Origin of the sequence: Crossiella sp. CA198 (assembly GCF_052078295.1) — a bacterium.
Taxonomy (GTDB): domain Bacteria; phylum Actinomycetota; class Actinomycetes; order Mycobacteriales; family Pseudonocardiaceae; genus Crossiella.
This window is the reverse complement of sequence record NZ_JBQJIM010000003.1, coordinates 24,130-38,941: the sequence shown is the minus strand read 5'-3', so window position 1 is coordinate 38,941 and position 14,812 is coordinate 24,130. Positions and strand designations below refer to the sequence as shown.

General features: G+C 71.2%; 16 protein-coding genes and 1 pseudogene. 11 read left to right on the top strand and 6 right to left on the bottom strand.

Annotation, left to right across the window (positions count from 1 at the left end):
• The first annotated feature begins 36 nt into the window (after window positions 1-36).
• Together ACTOWY_RS05110 and ACTOWY_RS05105 are read left to right on the top strand one after the other, a co-directional pair.
• A complete protein-coding gene (locus tag ACTOWY_RS05110; protein ID WP_441308435.1) occupies window positions 37-1,611 on the top strand; it encodes a PucR family transcriptional regulator in 1,575 nt (524 codons plus the stop codon).
• A 21-nt stretch (window positions 1,612-1,632) separates the two neighbouring features.
• Entirely contained in the window at window positions 1,633-2,277 is a 645-nt protein-coding gene (locus ACTOWY_RS05105; protein ID WP_441308434.1) for a hypothetical protein, read from the top strand.
• A gap of 113 nt (window positions 2,278-2,390) precedes the next feature.
• On the opposite strand, the pseudogene ACTOWY_RS05100 reads toward ACTOWY_RS05105, so the two are convergent.
• Window positions 2,391-3,272, bottom strand: a pseudogene (locus ACTOWY_RS05100) (oxidoreductase); the annotation flags it as partial.
• A 44-nt stretch (window positions 3,273-3,316) separates the two neighbouring features.
• Between ACTOWY_RS05100 and ACTOWY_RS05095 the strand changes: the two are divergent.
• A complete protein-coding gene (locus tag ACTOWY_RS05095) occupies window positions 3,317-3,850 on the top strand; it encodes a TetR family transcriptional regulator (protein WP_441308433.1) in 534 nt (177 codons plus the stop codon).
• A gap of 30 nt (window positions 3,851-3,880) precedes the next feature.
• On the opposite strand, the gene ACTOWY_RS05090 is transcribed toward ACTOWY_RS05095, so the two are convergent.
• A complete protein-coding gene (locus ACTOWY_RS05090) occupies window positions 3,881-4,699 on the bottom strand; it encodes an SDR family NAD(P)-dependent oxidoreductase (protein ID WP_441308432.1) in 819 nt (272 codons plus the stop codon).
• A 1-nt stretch (window position 4,700) separates the two neighbouring features.
• Window positions 4,701-6,206 (bottom strand): flavin-containing monooxygenase, encoded by a 1,506-nt coding sequence (locus ACTOWY_RS05085; RefSeq protein WP_441308431.1) that lies wholly within the window; start codon window positions 6,204-6,206, stop codon window positions 4,701-4,703.
• Between the two features lie 74 nt (window positions 6,207-6,280).
• Here ACTOWY_RS05085 and ACTOWY_RS05080 point away from each other — a divergent pair, with 74 nt between their 5' ends.
• The 3 genes from ACTOWY_RS05080 to ACTOWY_RS05070 all read left to right on the top strand — a co-directional run bounded on the left by ACTOWY_RS05080 (window position 6,281) and on the right by ACTOWY_RS05070 (window position 7,672).
• The gene (locus ACTOWY_RS05080) at window positions 6,281-6,901 is read left to right on the top strand and encodes a TetR/AcrR family transcriptional regulator (protein WP_441308430.1); all 621 of its coding nucleotides are present in this window, start codon (window positions 6,281-6,283) and stop codon (window positions 6,899-6,901) included.
• A gap of 67 nt (window positions 6,902-6,968) precedes the next feature.
• Window positions 6,969-7,367, top strand: coding sequence for a hypothetical protein (locus tag ACTOWY_RS05075; RefSeq protein ID WP_441308429.1), 399 nt, complete (start codon window positions 6,969-6,971; stop codon window positions 7,365-7,367).
• Entirely contained in the window at window positions 7,364-7,672 is a 309-nt protein-coding gene (locus ACTOWY_RS05070) for a DUF3817 domain-containing protein (protein WP_308302101.1), read from the top strand. The genes ACTOWY_RS05075 and ACTOWY_RS05070 overlap by 4 nt, the downstream gene beginning before the upstream one ends.
• Window positions 7,673-7,684: 12 nt before the next feature.
• Here ACTOWY_RS05070 and ACTOWY_RS05065 read toward each other — a convergent pair whose 3' ends face one another.
• The gene (locus ACTOWY_RS05065) at window positions 7,685-8,452 is read right to left on the bottom strand and encodes a TetR/AcrR family transcriptional regulator (RefSeq protein ID WP_441308428.1); all 768 of its coding nucleotides are present in this window, start codon (window positions 8,450-8,452) and stop codon (window positions 7,685-7,687) included.
• 82 nt (window positions 8,453-8,534) lie between these two features.
• Between ACTOWY_RS05065 and ACTOWY_RS05060 the strand changes: the two genes are divergently transcribed.
• Window positions 8,535-9,098 carry a hemerythrin domain-containing protein gene (locus tag ACTOWY_RS05060; protein ID WP_441308427.1) on the top strand — a complete coding sequence of 188 codons (564 nt, stop codon included), beginning with the start codon at window positions 8,535-8,537 and terminating at the stop codon, window positions 9,096-9,098.
• 35 nt (window positions 9,099-9,133) lie between these two features.
• Here the strand turns inward: ACTOWY_RS05060 and ACTOWY_RS05055 are convergent, their stop codons facing one another.
• Complete coding sequence (locus ACTOWY_RS05055; protein WP_441308426.1) at window positions 9,134-9,523, bottom strand: STAS domain-containing protein; 390 nt, start codon at window positions 9,521-9,523, stop codon at window positions 9,134-9,136.
• 139 nt (window positions 9,524-9,662) lie between these two features.
• On the opposite strand from ACTOWY_RS05055, the gene ACTOWY_RS05050 reads away from it, so the two are divergent.
• Window positions 9,663-11,174: a SpoIIE family protein phosphatase gene (locus ACTOWY_RS05050; protein WP_441308425.1), complete on the top strand. Its 1,512-nt coding sequence runs from the start codon at window positions 9,663-9,665 to the stop codon at window positions 11,172-11,174.
• Between the two features lie 53 nt (window positions 11,175-11,227).
• Here the strand turns inward: ACTOWY_RS05050 and ACTOWY_RS05045 are convergent, their stop codons facing one another.
• Entirely contained in the window at window positions 11,228-11,482 is a 255-nt protein-coding gene (locus tag ACTOWY_RS05045) for a hypothetical protein (RefSeq protein ID WP_441308424.1), read from the bottom strand.
• Window positions 11,483-11,605: 123 nt separating this feature from the next.
• Here ACTOWY_RS05045 and ACTOWY_RS05040 point away from each other — a divergent pair, with 123 nt between their 5' ends.
• Genes ACTOWY_RS05040 through ACTOWY_RS05030 form a run of 3 tightly spaced genes read left to right on the top strand, consistent with a single transcriptional unit; the run spans window position 11,606 to window position 14,810 of the window.
• Window positions 11,606-12,784 (top strand): PP2C family protein-serine/threonine phosphatase, encoded by a 1,179-nt coding sequence (locus tag ACTOWY_RS05040; RefSeq protein WP_441308423.1) that lies wholly within the window; start codon window positions 11,606-11,608, stop codon window positions 12,782-12,784.
• Window positions 12,781-14,364, top strand: coding sequence for a sensor histidine kinase (locus tag ACTOWY_RS05035; RefSeq protein WP_441308422.1), 1,584 nt, complete (start codon window positions 12,781-12,783; stop codon window positions 14,362-14,364). Before ACTOWY_RS05040 ends, ACTOWY_RS05035 begins: the two co-directional genes overlap by 4 nt.
• Window positions 14,361-14,810, top strand: a complete 450-nt coding sequence (locus ACTOWY_RS05030) for a response regulator (RefSeq protein WP_441308421.1) — start codon at window positions 14,361-14,363, stop codon at window positions 14,808-14,810. Before ACTOWY_RS05035 ends, ACTOWY_RS05030 begins: the two co-directional genes overlap by 4 nt.
• The last annotated feature ends 2 nt before the right edge of the window (window positions 14,811-14,812 follow it).

Below are 14,812 nucleotides of genomic sequence, written 5' to 3'. Positions count from 1 at the left end.
GCGGGCCGGTCTTTTGTGGCTTCCTCCAATGCGGTGGTGAAGTCAGTGGAGGCGACGCGGATGCGGTTGCGCACGGTGCTGGCGGTTTCGGAGCTGAAGCTGGTCCTGCTGACCGGCCGGGAGCACCTGGACCGGCCGGTGCGCTGGGTGTACACCACCGACCAGCGCGACCCGAGCCGGTATCTCTCCGGTGGGGAGCTGGTGCTCACCGGCATGGTGTGGCGGCGTGGCCCGGCGGACGCGGAGGCGTTCGTCTCGGCCATCGCCGCGGCCGGGGTGGCCGGACTGGCCGCGGGCGACGCCGAGTTCGGCTCGGTGCCCGCTGATTTGATCGAGGCGTGCGCGCGGCACGGGGTGCCGCTGTTCGAGGTGCCCATCGACGTCTCCTTCGCCACCATCACCGAACGGATCGTGCTGACCCTGGCCGCCGACCGGTCGGCTGGCGCGGCCCGCGCGCTGGACCGGCACCGGCGCCTGGTCGAGGCGGTGGCCGACGGCGCGGGCCTGACCACGTTGCTGGAACTCGGCTCGACTGGGATCGGCGCGCATTGCTGGGTGCTCTCCCCGACCGGTCGGGTGGTAGCGGGCAGTAGCCGCCCACCGTCACCCGCCCGGCGGGAACTGCTGGTCCGCCAGTTCCTGCAGGCCGACCGGCTGCCGCGGACGGTCCGGCACCGGGACAGCCCGCCGTGCACGCTGCTGCCGGTGCCCGGCCGCGGCGGCCAGCGGATGGCGAGCTGGTTCCTGGTGGTCGACGGCGATCAGGAACAGTGGGATGCGGGGCAGCGCGAGGTGGCGGGTGAACTGGCCACGCTGATCTCCCTGGACCGCACCCGCCTAGAAGAGCGGCGGCGGGTGGAGAACCGCGCGTTCGCGCCGCTGCTGCACGCGATCACCGCAGGGCGGGCCGGGCCGGGGGAGATCGAGTCCCGGCTGGCCGCGGCCGGGCTGGCGCCGGGCGATCCGGCCTGCGTGCTCTTCGCGGCCACCATCGGCGGCGGACCGGGGCTGGCCGCGCTGGTGCTGGGTGAACTGGCCGCCGAACGCGCCAACCGGGTGCTGCTGGGCACGATCGGCGAGGAGGCGTGCGCGGTGCTCTCGGGCAGCGCGGAGAAGCTGACCGCGGCGCTGCGTGAGCTGCGCACGGCGGTGGAGATCGTGGAGCCCGGTCTCGGGTCGGCCCGGCTGGTGATCGGGATCAGCGGGATCACCGGCGCGGCCGGGCTGGCCGGGGCGGTGGAGGAGGCGCGGCACGCGCGCACGCTGGCCGAGCACCGGGACGGGCGGACCGCGGTGGTGGCGGCCGAGGAGATCGCTTCGCACCTGTTGCTGCTGGCCACCGTGCCCGAGGAACTGCGCCGGTCCTTCGCACAGCGGCTGCTCGGCCCGGTGCGTGCCTACGACACCGAACACGGTTCCGACCTGCTGGCCACGCTGCGGGTTTTCCTGGAGTGCTCGGGCTCGCCGACGAAAACGGCGGCCAAGCTGCACGTGCACGTCAACACGTTGCGGTACCGGATCGCCCGGATCGAGGAACTGACTGGCCGCGATCTCGGCTCCTTCCCCGATCGGGTGGATCTCTACCTCGGGCTGAACCTCTCGCCCGGCTGACCCCCGGTCGTGGTCGGCTGGGTGGGCGAAACCGGCCTGTCCAAGATCACTCCGGTCGGGTTCTGTGGCACTGTCGAAGGCATGACTCCCACGTCGGTTCTGAGTCCGCAGGGGGATGCCTTCGACGCCGCGGTGGAGACGCTGGCGGTGGCCTTCCTCGACGATCCGCTGGTGGCGTGGCTGTTTCCGGAACCGACCGGGAGATTGCGGTTCCAGCGCGGATTCATCCGGTTCCTGCTCGCCACGGGTGAGGCTGAGCTGGACACCACCGGGGACGGCGCGGCGATCGCGTTGTGGCTGCGGGTGGAGCCGAATGGGGAATTCGCCGGGCTCAGCGAGGGGGACCTGGACGCGTTGCGGTCGGCGTTCGGGCCCGCGGCGGAGCGGTTGATCTGGGTGGGCGGGGAATTCAGTCGGCGGCATCCCCGGGGAGAGCGGCATGTGTACCTGGCGTTGCTGGGGGTGTTGCCGGAGGCGCGGGGGCGGGGGCATGGCGGGCGGTTGCTGGGGCACCGGCTGACCGGGGCGAGGTTGCCGGTGTATCTGGAGGCGACCACCGGGCGTAGCGCCGGCTTGTTCGGGCGGCATGGGTTCGAGGCGCTGGGGGATCCGATTCACGTGCCCGGCGGGCCGTCGTGCCTGCCGATGTGGCGCGCGGCTCCCTGATCCGGTCGGGGTTCGACAAGCCACCGGGCTTCGCCGCCCACAACGGCCAACCCGGCGTACGACAACGGCCAACACTCGCGCGTGGGGTGGGTTGTGCGCTTCCCCGGTGGGGGTCACGCCGGGAAGTCGTACTGGACTTGGGTGAGGTGTTCGGAGCGGGCCCAGAGGTCGTGGCCGATTTCGCGGGCGGTGGTTTCCGGGGGGAGGGGGACCTGGCCGGGCGTGCCGCGGAGTTCGCGGCGGCCGGTGGGGGCGAAGAATTCGCCGGGGCGTACGTCTGGGCTGGTGGCCGCGTACAGCGAGGGGAGGGCGGCTTCGGCTGGGCTTTGGCCGAGCAGGGGTTCGAGCAGGGCGTTGGCCAGGGCCTGGACCAGGCGCGGGGTGTGGCGTTGCAGGCCGGTCATGCTGGTGCCGGGGTGGACCGAGACCGAGGTCAGCGGGGTGCCGGTGGCGCGGCGGGCCAGTTCGTTGGCGAAGACCACGTTGGCGTACTTGCTTTTCGTGTACGCGGTCATCGGGCGGTAGTCCTGTTCGCTGTTCGGGTCGGTCAGGGTGGTGCCGGTGCTGCGGGCCACCGCGGCGCTCACCGTCACCACCCTGGACGTGGGGGCGGCCAGCAGCAGGGGGAGCAGGCGGCCGGTCAGGGCGAAGTGGCCCAGGTGGTTGGTGCCGAAGGTCAGCTCGAAGCCGTCGTGGGTGCGCCTGCGGTCCGGCACGGCCATCACACCGGCGTTGTTGATCAGCAGGTCGAGGGGGTGGCCCTCGGCGAGTAGTTCGGCCGCGGCGTCCTTGATCGAAGCCAGGTTGGCGAGGTCCAGGGGGAGGAGCCGGAGGTCGGCGTTGGGCGTGGTGGTGCGGATATCGGTGGCGGCGGTGCTCAGTTTGGCGCGGTCGCGACCCGCGAGGACGACGGTGGCGCCCGCGGTGGCCAGGGCTCGGACGGTTTCCAGGCCGATACCGCTGTTGGCGCCGGTGACCAGGGCGCGGCGGCCGCGTTGGGTGGGAACGGGCCCGGGATCCGGTCGCGAAGCGACGGCAGTTGATCGAGGCCGGGCTGGCCGAGTTCGCCGAGTACGGCATCGCGGGAGCCCGGGTGGACCGGATCGCCACCAGGGCCGGGTGCAGCGCGGGGCTGGTCTACACCCACTTCGGCAGCAAGGAAGACCTATTCCAGGCGGTGTACGGGTTCATCGTGGAGCAGGTGGTGGCGGGCTCGCCGATCACCGCCGAGGACCTGCCGGGCTACGCGGGCGCGCTCTTCGAGGCCCAGCAGGACAATCCGGCGATCATGCGGCTGGTCGCCTGGCACCGGCTGGAGGCCAAGGAGGGCGAGCTGCTGGATGTGGTGCTCAAGGCCAATGGGGACAAGGCCGAGCGGATCCGGCAGGCGCAGGAGGCGGGGCGGATCTCTGACCGGTACCCGCCGGGGGAGTTGTTGTTGCTGGTGATCGCAGTGGCTTCGCTGTGGTCCCACTCGACCGACGCGGAGCTGCGCCAGCTCGGGCCCGCCACCCGGGATGAGCGGCGGGCCTTGGTGGAGAAGGTGATCCGGGATCTGGTCGAGCCGAGGTGATGGGGACGGCGGCGGGCCGCCCCCATCGGCTCAGTACATCGTGCGGCGGCTGATCTTCTCGGTGAACCAGGCGAAGCGGGAGCCGAGCAGGGCCTGCAGCGCGTTGAGCGCGTGCGCGTCCGGGCCGATCAGGATGCGGGCCTGGCCGCGCTGGATGCCGCGGATGATGGTCTTGGCCGCGCCGCGTGCGCTGGTGCCCGCGATCCGGTCGAAGGCGGTGCTGAGCGCCTTGCCCGCCTCCGGGGTCTGGTGCCGGGCGTTGTTCACGATGTTGGTCTTGATGCCGCCGGGGTGCACGCAGCTCACGCCGACCGGGTGGCCGTCGATGCGCAGTTCCTGGCGCAGGGACTCGGTGAAGCCGCGCACCGCGTACTTCGCCGCGTGGTAGGCCGTCTGCCTGGGCACCGTCATCAGGCCGAACAGGCTGGAGATGTTGACCAGGTAGCCGTCGCCGGAGTCGATCAGGTGCGGCAGGAACGCCTTGGTGCCGTTGAGCACGCCACCGAAGTCGATGTTCATCACCCAGTCGAAGTCGGCGATGTCGGTCTCGGTGAAGCTGGAGGTCGCGGTCACCCCGGCGTTGTTGATCACCAGCTCGACCCGGCCGAACTCGGCCAGCACCTCATCGGCGTGTGCCAGCACCGCGGCCCGGTCGGCCACATCCAGGTGGTAGCCCTGGGTTTTCGCGCCGATCCGGGTGCACTGGCGAACCGTCTCGCCGAGGCCGTAATCGTCCACATCGGACAGTGCGAGCAGGCTGCCCCGGCTCGCCAGGTCCAGGGCCAGTGCCCTGCCGATGCCCGAACCGGCTCCGGTGATCACCGCTACCCTGCCGCGGAACTCCCGCATGTCAGCGCACCGCCTTGTCGGCAGGGGTCAGCGCGGTCACGTCGGTGGTGGCGCGCAACCGGATCGAGTAGGCGTGCGCGTCGAACTTGCGGGTGAGCCTGCGGTAGGTCCAGGTGAAGGTGGGCCACAGCGTGGTGTTGCGGCCCTTCTGGTCCAGGTACCAGCTCTCGCAGCCGCCGGTCAGCCAGACCGTGCCCTTCATCTGCTTCTGCACCGCCTCGTTGAACTTGTGCACCCGGTCCACCCGCGGGTCGATGTCCACGACCTCCTCGCGCCCCAGCACCTTCAGTGCGTCCAGCACGTAGTTGACCTGCGACTCGATCATGAACACGATCGAGTTGTGGCCGAGGCCGGTGTTCGGGCCGACGAGCATGAACAGGTTGGGGAACCCGGCGATCGTGGTGCCCTTGTACGCCTCCATGCCCTCCCGCCACGCCTCGCCCAGCTGCACTCCGCCCTTGCCGTAGACCTTCTCCATCGCGGGCGGGTCGGTGGCGTGGAAGCCGGTGCCGTAGATGATGGTGTCCACCGGGCGCTCGGTGCCGTCCGCGGTGACCACGGAGTTGGCGCGCACCTCGGTGATCCGGTCCGTCACTACGCCCACATTGGACTGGGCGAGGGCAGGGTAGTAGTCGTTGGAGATCAGCACCCGCTTGCAGCCCATGGCGAAGGCAGGCAGCAGCTTCGTGCGCAGTTCCTTGTCCTTGATCGCGCGGAACAGGTTCTTCTTCGCGAACCGCTCACCCATCCGCAGGATCCTGGGCTGCTTGGTGAAGCCGATCACGTAGCTCTCCCGGCCCCAGTAGATCGCCGCGCGCACCAGCCGCTGTAACGGCGGGAAGGCGCGGAACAGGGCGCGCTCGATCGCGGTGATCGGCCGGTCCCGGCGCGGCATCACCCAGGGCGCGGTGCGCTGGAACAGGTGCAGTTCGGCCACCTTCGGCTGGATCTTCGGCACGAACTGGATCGCCGAGGCGCCGGTGCCGATCACCGCCACCCGCTTGCCGGCGAAATCGTGCTCGTGGTCCCAGCGCGCGGAGTGGAAGGCGTTGCCCTGGAAGGTGTCCAGGCCCTTGATGTCGGGCAGCTGCGGCTCGCACAGCGGGCCCATGCCGGAGACCAGCACCTTGGCCGCGAAGCTGCCCTGGCTGGTGCGTACGATCCACCGGCCGCGCTGCTCGTCCCAGTCGGCCCGCTCGACGTCGTGGCCGAACCGGATGTGCGGGTACACGCCCTGATCCCGCGCGGTGCGGCGCAGGTAGCGCCAGATCTCCGGCTGCGGGGAGAACGAGCGCGTCCAGTCCGGGTTGGGCGCGAAGGAGAAGGAGTACAGGTGCGAGGGCACGTCGCAGGCCGCACCTGGGTAGGTGTTGTCCCGCCAGGTGCCGCCGACCTCCTGCGCGCGTTCGAGCAGGACGAAGTCGGTGATGCCGCGCTGTTTCATCCGGATGGCCATGGCGAGGCCGGCGAATCCGGTGCCGATGACGGCTACGTGCACCTCGTGCATGGGTCCGCCTCCTTATTGAGTGCTATTCAATAAGCTACTGGTGTTGTTGAACCGAAGTCAATAAGCTGGACGGCGTGGCCCAGCGCACTCGTCTCAGCCCCGACCTCCGGCGGGCTCAGTTGCTCAAACTCGGCGTGGAGCTGCTCAGCACGCGCACCCTGGACGAGCTGTCCATCGACGACCTGGCCGCCGAGGCGGGCATCTCCACCGGCCTGCTGTTCCACTACTTCGGCTCCAAGCGCGAGTTCCACCTGGCCGTGGCCAGGGCCGCCGCCGCCCAGCTGCTGGACTTCCTGGCCCCCGACCCGGCGCTGCCGCCGGTGCCCCGGATGCGGCAGAGCCTGATCGGCTTCGTGGACTACGTGACCCAGAACCGGGACGCCTACACCTCGCTGGTGCGCGGCGCGGCCACCGGCGATGAGGCCATGCGCGCGCTGTTCGAGCAGACCAGGACCGCGATCGCGGAGATCGTGCTGCACAACGTCGACGACCTGGGCATCGAGCCGACCCCGAAGCTGGCCATGACCGTGCGCGGCTGGGTCGCCTTCGCCGAGGAGGTCACCATCACCTGGCTGCGGCAGGAAGAGGTCGACCGGGACGGGCTGCTGGACCTCCTGGAGCGCGGCTTCTTCCAGCTCGCCATGGTCGCGGTCGGGGTGGACGCGGTCGCGCCGTACCTGCCTGATCTGTCCTGATTCAGCCGGATCCGGGCAACCGGACCGCTCATCCGGTCGGATGAGTCGCGGTGCTACCGTCAATGCCGTGCGCAGCCGGTACCTGAGCCCTGGATGGCTGGCCGGGCATGTCCTGGTGCTGGTGGTCGCGCTGGTGTGCGGCTGGCTCGGCTGGTGGCAGCTCGAACGGGCGCTGTCCAGCACCGGCAGCGGCCTGAACCTGGGTTACGCGTTGCAGTGGCCGCTGTTCGGCATCTTCGGCATCGTCGGCTGGATCCGGTTCCTGCGGATGGAATCCACTCGCGCGGACGAGGACGAGGCGCCCGAACCCGCGGCAGCGCAGGCGGAGCAGCCTGCCGAGCCGGTGGCGGAGAAGTGGCTGCCAGGGCGGCCCAAGCCGGCGGCCCAGGACGCGGACCTCGACCCCGAGCTGGCGGAGTACAACCGCTACCTCAAGCAGAAGGCGGAACAGTGGCAACAAAGGTGAAGCCCGGAACCCTGTCCCGGTTCCGGATCATGGCCTACATCGTGGGCGTCGGCCTGCTCGCGCTGGTGCTGGTGGCCATGCCGTTGAAGTACTTCGCGGACATGCCGCTGCTGGTCGCCTTCATCGGCCCCATCCACGGCTTCCTCTACGCCGTCTACCTGGTGCTGGCCTTCGACTTGGCGCTCAAGGGCAAGTGGTCGATCGGCGGCACCCTGCTGGTGCTGCTGGCCGGGACGGTGCCGTTCCTGTCCTTCGTGGCCGAGCGCTGGGTGACCCGCAAGGTCCAGGCGGGCGAGAAGATCTAGCCTGGCCCCGGTCTAGCCGGCGCAGCGCTGGCGGACCAGCACCTCAACCCCGTCCAGGACCCTGGCCAGCCCGAACTCGAAGGCGTGCGCCGGGTCGACCGCGCCGCCGTGCTGCATGCCCGCGGCCTGGCCGACCCGGCTGGCCACCGGGTAGCGCGCCGGGTCCAGGACCTTGCTCAGCAGCGGGGCGTGCGCCTGCCACCACTGTTCGTCGGTGACGCCGCTGCGCTGGTTGGCCACCTCGATCTCGGCGGCGTTGCGCACCGCGCTGTGCACATAGTCCAGGACCAGCCACAGCACCGAGTCCATCTCGATGTCACTGAGGCCGATGCCGTCGATGGCGCTGAGTTCGTGGTCGTACTTGGCGGTCACGTTCGGGCCCAGCACCGGGCGGCTCATCAGCACGTGCGGCAGCCAGGCGTGCCGCTGGTAGAGGGCCTGGTTCTGCCGGGCCACGTGTTCCAGGCGGTCCCGCCAGCCGCCCTCGGGGTGCGCGCGGGGGAGTTCGCCGAAGACGGTGTCCAGCATGACGTCGATCAGCTCGCCCTTGCCTGGCACGTAGGTATAGAGCGACATGGTGCCCACGCCCAGTTCCTCGGCCACCCGGCGCATGGACAGCGCGCCCAGGCCCTCGGCGTCGGCGACCTCGATCGCGGTGCGCACGATCCGGTCCACGTTCAGCTCGGGCTTGCCCTTGCGGCTGGCCCGTTCGCTGGTGCGCCACAACAGGGCCAGGCTGCGCGCCGGGTCCCCGTGGCCGCTGTACTCGATGTTCGCCATGGCCGGATCAGCCTAAAGGGGTGTGGTTGAGCCGGGCCGGTCCGGGTATTCGGCTGGGCGTACCCACCACGAGGAGGACCCCATGACCCGCGACGCCGTCTCGCTGATCAAGGCCGATCACCGGGTGCTGGAGCGGCTGTTCGAGCAGGTCAAGCAAGCCGAGCCGGAGGACCGGATGCGGCTGGTGACCGAAATCGAGGCGCGGTTGAACGCGCACAGCCGGGCCGAGGAGGAGCACGTCTACCCCGCGCTCATCGCGGCCGATCCGGACGAACGGGGCGAGGTGCACCACGGCGCCGAGGAGCACCTGGAGGCCGAGGAGCTGCTGACCAAGGCCAAGGAGAGCACGCTCAACTTCACCGGCAAGTTCCAGAAGTTCGTCGACGCGGTCGCGCACCACATCGAGGAAGAGGAGACCGACCTGCTGCCCGCGCTGCGCAAGGCCGTGGCCGCCGCCGAGCTGCGCCGCCTGGGCGAGCAGTTCGACCAGGCGCGCCGGGCCCACCTCGCCGAGGCCGGGATCCAGGCCGACGTGCCGGAGCAGGTCACCAAGGAGGAGCTGTACGAGCAGGCCAAGGCCGCCGACATCCCCGGGCGTTCCAGCATGACCAAGGACCAGCTCGCCGAGGCAGTGCGCAAGTCCTGACCCCGGCGGGCGGAGGCGCGGGCCGCGCCAGGCCCTCAGATCGGCGCGGCCAGCGCCTCTTCCAAGGTTTCCCGCAGGTCGAACAGGGTGCTGAGGCCGGTGGTGGCCAGCGGCCGGAACACCGTGCGGTTGCCTGCCACCAGGCGCAGCGTGGTGCCCTTGCCCTGGGCTGCCTCGTGTGCCTCGACCAGCGCGGCCAGCCCGCTGGAGCCGAGGAAGGACACCCCGCTCAGGTCGATCACCAGCAGCGGGCGGCTGCTCGCGAGCTGTTCCGCGATGCCGGACTTGAGCAGCGGGGTGGTCAGCAGGTCGACCTCGCCGCCGACCTTGAGCACCCCGGCCGACTCGGTGGAGGCCGCCGAGTCCAGGTCGATCAGCGCTGCCGCGCGGGCCTGGTCCTCTGAGTACTCGCCAGCCGTCGCCACTGCGTCCTCCACTGAAGCTTCCCGAAGTGAACAGGCGTTTCACTTTTACCGTAAGCAGCTACGGGGTAAGGCACAACCATAGCCGGGGCGGGTGACACCGGTGTGGTCGGTGGGCGGACCGACGCGCAGGAAGGCCGGGATGTTGACTGGTGAGCGGATGGGGCGCGAGGACGCCGAGAGCGACCTGCCGCGCGGGCCGCGGCCGGATCTGACCAGGGTCCTGCAGGACAGCCTGCTACCCACCGCGCTGCCGGTGCTGCCGGGGGCCCGGCTGGCCGCCCGGTACGCCACCGCCGGATCGGCGCTGAGCGCGGGCGGGGACTGGTATGACGCGATCAGCCTCGGCGACGGCAGGCTGGCGCTCAGCGTCGGCGACGTGGTGGGCAGCGGACCGGCGGCGGCCGCGGTGATGGGCCAGCTGCGCAGCGCGCTGTCGGCCTATTTGCTGGCCGGGATGGAACTGGCCGAGGTGATCACCCGGCTGGGTGAGTTCGCCCGCCGGGTCCCTGGGGCCGCCGGCGCCACCGCCTGTGTGGCCGTGCTCGACCCGGCCCTGGGCGAACTGAGCTACACCAGCGCCGCGCACCCGCCGATCGTGCGCGCCCGGCCGGGCGCCAAGGCCGTTTTCCTGCCCAGGGCCGCGGGTCACCCGCTGGCGCTCGGCGACGGCGAGTTCGAGCTGCGCCGGGCCCAGGTCGAACCCGGCGACCTGGTGATCTTCTACTCCGACGGCGCGGTGGACCGCACCGGCACGCCCCCGCAGCGCGGCACGGCCGGACTGCTGGCCTGTGCCGCGCAGATCGCCGCCGACCAGGAGGCCACCGTGGACGCCTGCTGCGACCGGCTGTTGACCGGCCTGCTGCCCGCCGGTCCACCGGCCGACGACATCGCGTTGCTGCTGCTGCGGGTGCGGGAACCGCACGGACCGCTGGACCGGACCGTGCCCGGCCGGTCCGACCAGCTCAGCGTGTTGCGCCGGGAGCTGCGGGACTGGCTGGCCGAGCGGGAGATCGACGGCGAGGACGCGCTGGCCATTCAGATCGCGGTCGGCGAGGCCACCGCCAACGCGGTCGAGCACGCCTATGCCGGGCACGACCCCGGGCCGGTCACGCTGACCGCCGACCTGGACCCGGCTGGCACCCTGCTGCTCTCAATCACCGACGCCGGGAGCTGGCGGGTGCCGGATGAGGACCCACGCGGGCGAGGCAGGGGGCTGCTGCTGATGCAGGCCGCGATGGACTCGGTGCGGGTGCGGCACAGCGAGGCGGGCACCACGGTGGAACTGCGCCGCAGGCTGGGCGCCGGACCCGGCCAGGAGGCCGAACCCGGCCTGGACGAGCTGGCCATGGCGATCGAGACCGGCCCGGACGGCCCGGTGGTGCGGCTGCGTGGCGTGATCGACTCCACCACCGTCGACCTGCTCCAGCCGGTGCTGCGCCGGACCAGCCGGGGCGGCGCGCTGCAGCTGACCGTGGACCTGGCCGAAGTCGGTTACCTGGCCAGCGCCGGGGTCAAGATGTTCTTCGAGCTGGCCGCCGAGGCCGCCGCGGCCGGCGGGCGGCTGGTGCTGTGCGCCCCGCCGGGGACCTCGGCCGGCTACGTCGCCCGGCTCACCGGCCTGGACGCCTATGTCGAGGTGAGGACCCGCTGAACGCGACACCGGCCGGCGAGGCCGCGTCCAGCGTGCCCACTCCCCGCACCGGCTCAGTCGGTGCTGAAGGTCTGGTCCCCCGGGGTCTGGCTGCTGCGGAAGTCGGTGACGGCGGTCTTGGCCGCGAACACCGCCGCGACCGCCTGCCCGACCGCGACCGCGCCCTTCACGCTGACCAGGTTCTTCTCCTTGGTCAGCCGGATCAGCAGCCGGACCGTGTTGATCGCCGAGACCGCGGCGAAAGCCAGCTTCAGCACACCCTGGAGCAGTTCGAGCTTGTCCACGGTGGACTTGGTCTTGGTTTCCATCCGGCTCCTCCTATGACGACGGCTACAGAAAGCTCGGGTACCCCCATGGCCGGTCCGCACTCCGCTCCGGCACTCGCGTCACCCGCTGCGTATTCTCCGGGGAACGAGGAAGGCAGGCCGGAGGTGGGTGACCCACAGGGCGACGGGCGGCTCTCGATCGTGCTGGTCGAGGACGATCGCGGGGACGCGTTCCTGGTCGAGGAGCTGCTCGCCGAGGCCGGGCTGAGCGTGGACCTGCGCTGGGCGCGCAGCGTCGCGGACGCGCGCCCGTACCTGCGTCCAGGGGTGCACTGCGTGCTGCTGGACCTCAACCTGCCCGACGCCGAGGGACTCCAGGCCCTGCACACCGTGCTGGAGCGGGTGCCGGGCGCGGCCATCCTGGTGCTCACCGGGCACAGCGACGAGCAGCGCGGCGTCCGCGCGGTGGCCGCAGGCGCGCAGGACTACCTGGTCAAGGGGCAGGTCGACGGCGGGCTGCTGGCCAAGGCGATCCGGTTCTCGGTGGAGCGCAAGCGGGTCGAGGAGGGCCTGCGCAAACTGCGCGAGGCCGCGCTGGTGGCGCAGGAGAACTCCCGGCTGGAACGCGGTCTGCTGCCCACCGCGCTGCTGGCCGACCCGCGGATCGGCCACCGCACCCGGTACCGGCCCGGCCGCAGCCAGACCCTGGTCGGCGGCGATTTCTACGACCTGGTCGAGGCCGATGACGGCACCTTGTTCGCGCTGATCGGCGATGTCTCCGGGCATGGGCCGGACGAGGCCGCGCTGGGCGTGTGCCTGCGCGCGGGCTGGCGGACCCTGGTGCTGGCCGAGACCCCGCCGGAGCGGATGCTGCCCGCGCTCAACCGCAAGATCATCCGGCACCCGTACCCGCGGATGGTGTTCGCCACCGTGTGCATGCTGGTCATCTCGCCGGACCGGCGGGTCGTGCACCAGTACCTGGCCGGGCACCCGCCGCCGATCGCGCTGGCCGGTCCGGACACCCGGCAGCTGCCGGAGCGGCCGAGCGGGCCCGCGCTGGGCATCTTCGAGCACAGCGAGTGGCCGCCGCTGCGGCTGGAGCTGCCGCCGGAGTGGACCCTGCTGCTCTACACCGACGGGCTGTTCGAGGGCCGGACCGGGCGGGGCCGGGAACGGCTCGGCGAGGACGGCCTGGTCCGGTTGCTGCGGGCGCGCCCGCAACCCGGTCCCGATCCCGCGCACTGGCTGGACGAGGTGATCAACGAGGTGCAGCAGCTCAACGGCGGCCCGCTCACCGACGACGTGGCCATGGTGCAGCTGTCCTTCCACCCTGCCACCGGATGAGCGCGGCCGTGGCCACCGCGCTGTCCACTGCGCACGAACGGCGGCGGTGGTCGTTGCGGCGGCGGCTCGCGGTGTCCTTCGGGGTGCTGGGCGTGTTGCTGGCCATCGGCGTGCTGGCCGGGGTGCTGGCCGCCTCCCGGTTGTTCGCCGCCAGCACCGAGGTGGTCGACGATGTGTCCCCGGCCCGGATCCGCTCGGCCATGCTGGGCCAGACCTACGGCGCCCAGCAGCTGGCCGTGCGCGACTACGTGCTCAGCGGCACCGAGAACCGCCTGGAGCGCTACCAGGCCGAGCGCAACCAGGAGTTCGTCACGCTGACCCGGCTGCGCGAGCTGCTCGACGGCAGGCCAGGGCTGCTGGCCAAAGTGGACACCGTGGAGGCGGCCGCCCGGCGCTGGCAACGCGAACTGGCCGAACCGGCCATCAACCAGGTCAAGCGGAGCGGCGCCAGCGGGGCGCTGCTGGGCGGCCTGGACTACACCGAGCCGCGATTCGTGGCCCTGCAGGACTCGCTGACCCAGCTCGACGGCGCGGTCGGCGCGCAGCGGCTGGCCAGCAAGGCCGCGATGGAGCGCGCGCTGTGGGTGCTCACCGGCCTTGGCGTGGGGTTCGTTGGCTTCGCGCTGGTGTGCGCGCTGGTGCTGTGGTTCGCGTTGCGGCGCTGGGTGACCGGGCCGCTGCGCGTCCTCGGCGAGGAGACCACCAGGGTGGCGCAGGGCGATCTGGCCCGGCAGGTCGGCAGCGACGGGCCGCAGGAGATCGCCGCGCTGGCCGCGGACATCGAGGCCATGCGGGTGCAGATGTTCACCGCGCTGATGACCGCGGTGCGGGTGCAGGAGACGTTGCGGGAACAGGCCCAGCAGCTCGCCGAGTCCGCCGAGGACCTGCGCCGCTCCAACGCCGAGCTGGAGCAGTTCGCCTACGTCGCCTCGCACGACCTGCAGGAGCCGCTGCGCAAGGTGGCCAGCTTCTGCCAGCTGCTGCACCGCCGCTACGGCGGGCAGCTGGACGCGCGCGCGGACCAGTACATCGAGTTCGCGGTGGACGGCGCCAAGCGGATGCAGCAGCTCATCAACGACATGCTGGCCTTCTCCAGGGTCGGCCGCGCCCTCGGCGAGTTCACCCCGGTCGAGCTGACCGAGGCCCTGGACCGGGCCAGGACCAGCCTGACCGCCGCCCGCGAGGAGACCGGCGCGGTGATCGAGTCCGACCCGCTGCCCAGGGTGCTCGGCAACCTCACCCTGCTGGCCCAGGTGCTGCAGAACCTGCTCGGCAACGCGATCAAGTTCCGCGGCCAGGACACCCCGCTGATCCGGATCACCGTGGAACGGCACTCCGGCGAGTGGCTGTTCCGCTGCGCCGACAACGGGATCGGCATCGAACCGCAGTACGCGGAGAAGATCTTCGTGATGTTCCAGCGGCTGCACCCGAAAGAGGATTACGCGGGCACCGGCATCGGCCTGGCGCTCTGCCGCAAGATCATCGAACACCACGGCGGCCGGATCTGGCTGGACACCGAGGTCCGCGCAGGCACTACGGTCTGTTGGACCCTGCCCGTGCTCGCCGAGGAGTCCGCGTGATCGATCCGTCCATCAGCCGCCCCATCGAGGTCCTGCTGGTCGAGGACGATCCCGGTGATGTGCTGATGACCACCGAGGCCTTCGAGGAGAACAAGGTCGGCAACCGGCTGCACGTGGTCAGCGACGGCGTGGCCGCGATGGCCTTCCTGCGCCGCGAGGGCCAGTACGACCAGGCCCCGCGCCCGGACCTGGTGCTGCTGGACCTCAACCTGCCCAAGATGGACGGCAGGGAGGTGCTGCAGGAGATCAAGAACGATCCGGCGCTGCGCCGGATCCCGGTGGTGATCCTGACGACCTCGGAGGCCGAGGAGGACGTGCTGCGCAGCTACCAGTTGCACGCCAACGCCTATGTCACCAAGCCGGTGGACTTCGAGCAGTTCGTGAAGGTGGTCCGGCAGGTCGACGACTTCTTCCTCACCGTGGTCCGGCTGCCCCGGAGCGAGTGAGG

Excerpts from the sequence above, each read along its gene's own strand:
- ACTOWY_RS05090 (WP_441308432.1), bottom strand. The coding sequence starts at position 4,699 with ATGCGGGAGTTCCGCGGCAGGGTAGCGGTGATCACCGGAGCCGGTTCG.
- ACTOWY_RS05085 (WP_441308431.1), bottom strand. The coding sequence starts at position 6,206 with ATGCACGAGGTGCACGTAGCCGTCATCGGCACCGGATTCGCCGGCCTC.
- ACTOWY_RS05065 (WP_441308428.1), bottom strand. The coding sequence starts at position 8,452 with ATGGCGAACATCGAGTACAGCGGCCACGGGGACCCGGCGCGCAGCCTG.
- ACTOWY_RS05060 (WP_441308427.1), top strand. The coding sequence starts at position 8,535 with ATGACCCGCGACGCCGTCTCGCTGATCAAGGCCGATCACCGGGTGCTG.
- ACTOWY_RS05050 (WP_441308425.1), top strand. The coding sequence starts at position 9,663 with ATGTTGACTGGTGAGCGGATGGGGCGCGAGGACGCCGAGAGCGACCTG.
- ACTOWY_RS05045 (WP_441308424.1), bottom strand. The coding sequence starts at position 11,482 with ATGGAAACCAAGACCAAGTCCACCGTGGACAAGCTCGAACTGCTCCAG.
- ACTOWY_RS05035 (WP_441308422.1), top strand. The coding sequence starts at position 12,781 with ATGAGCGCGGCCGTGGCCACCGCGCTGTCCACTGCGCACGAACGGCGG.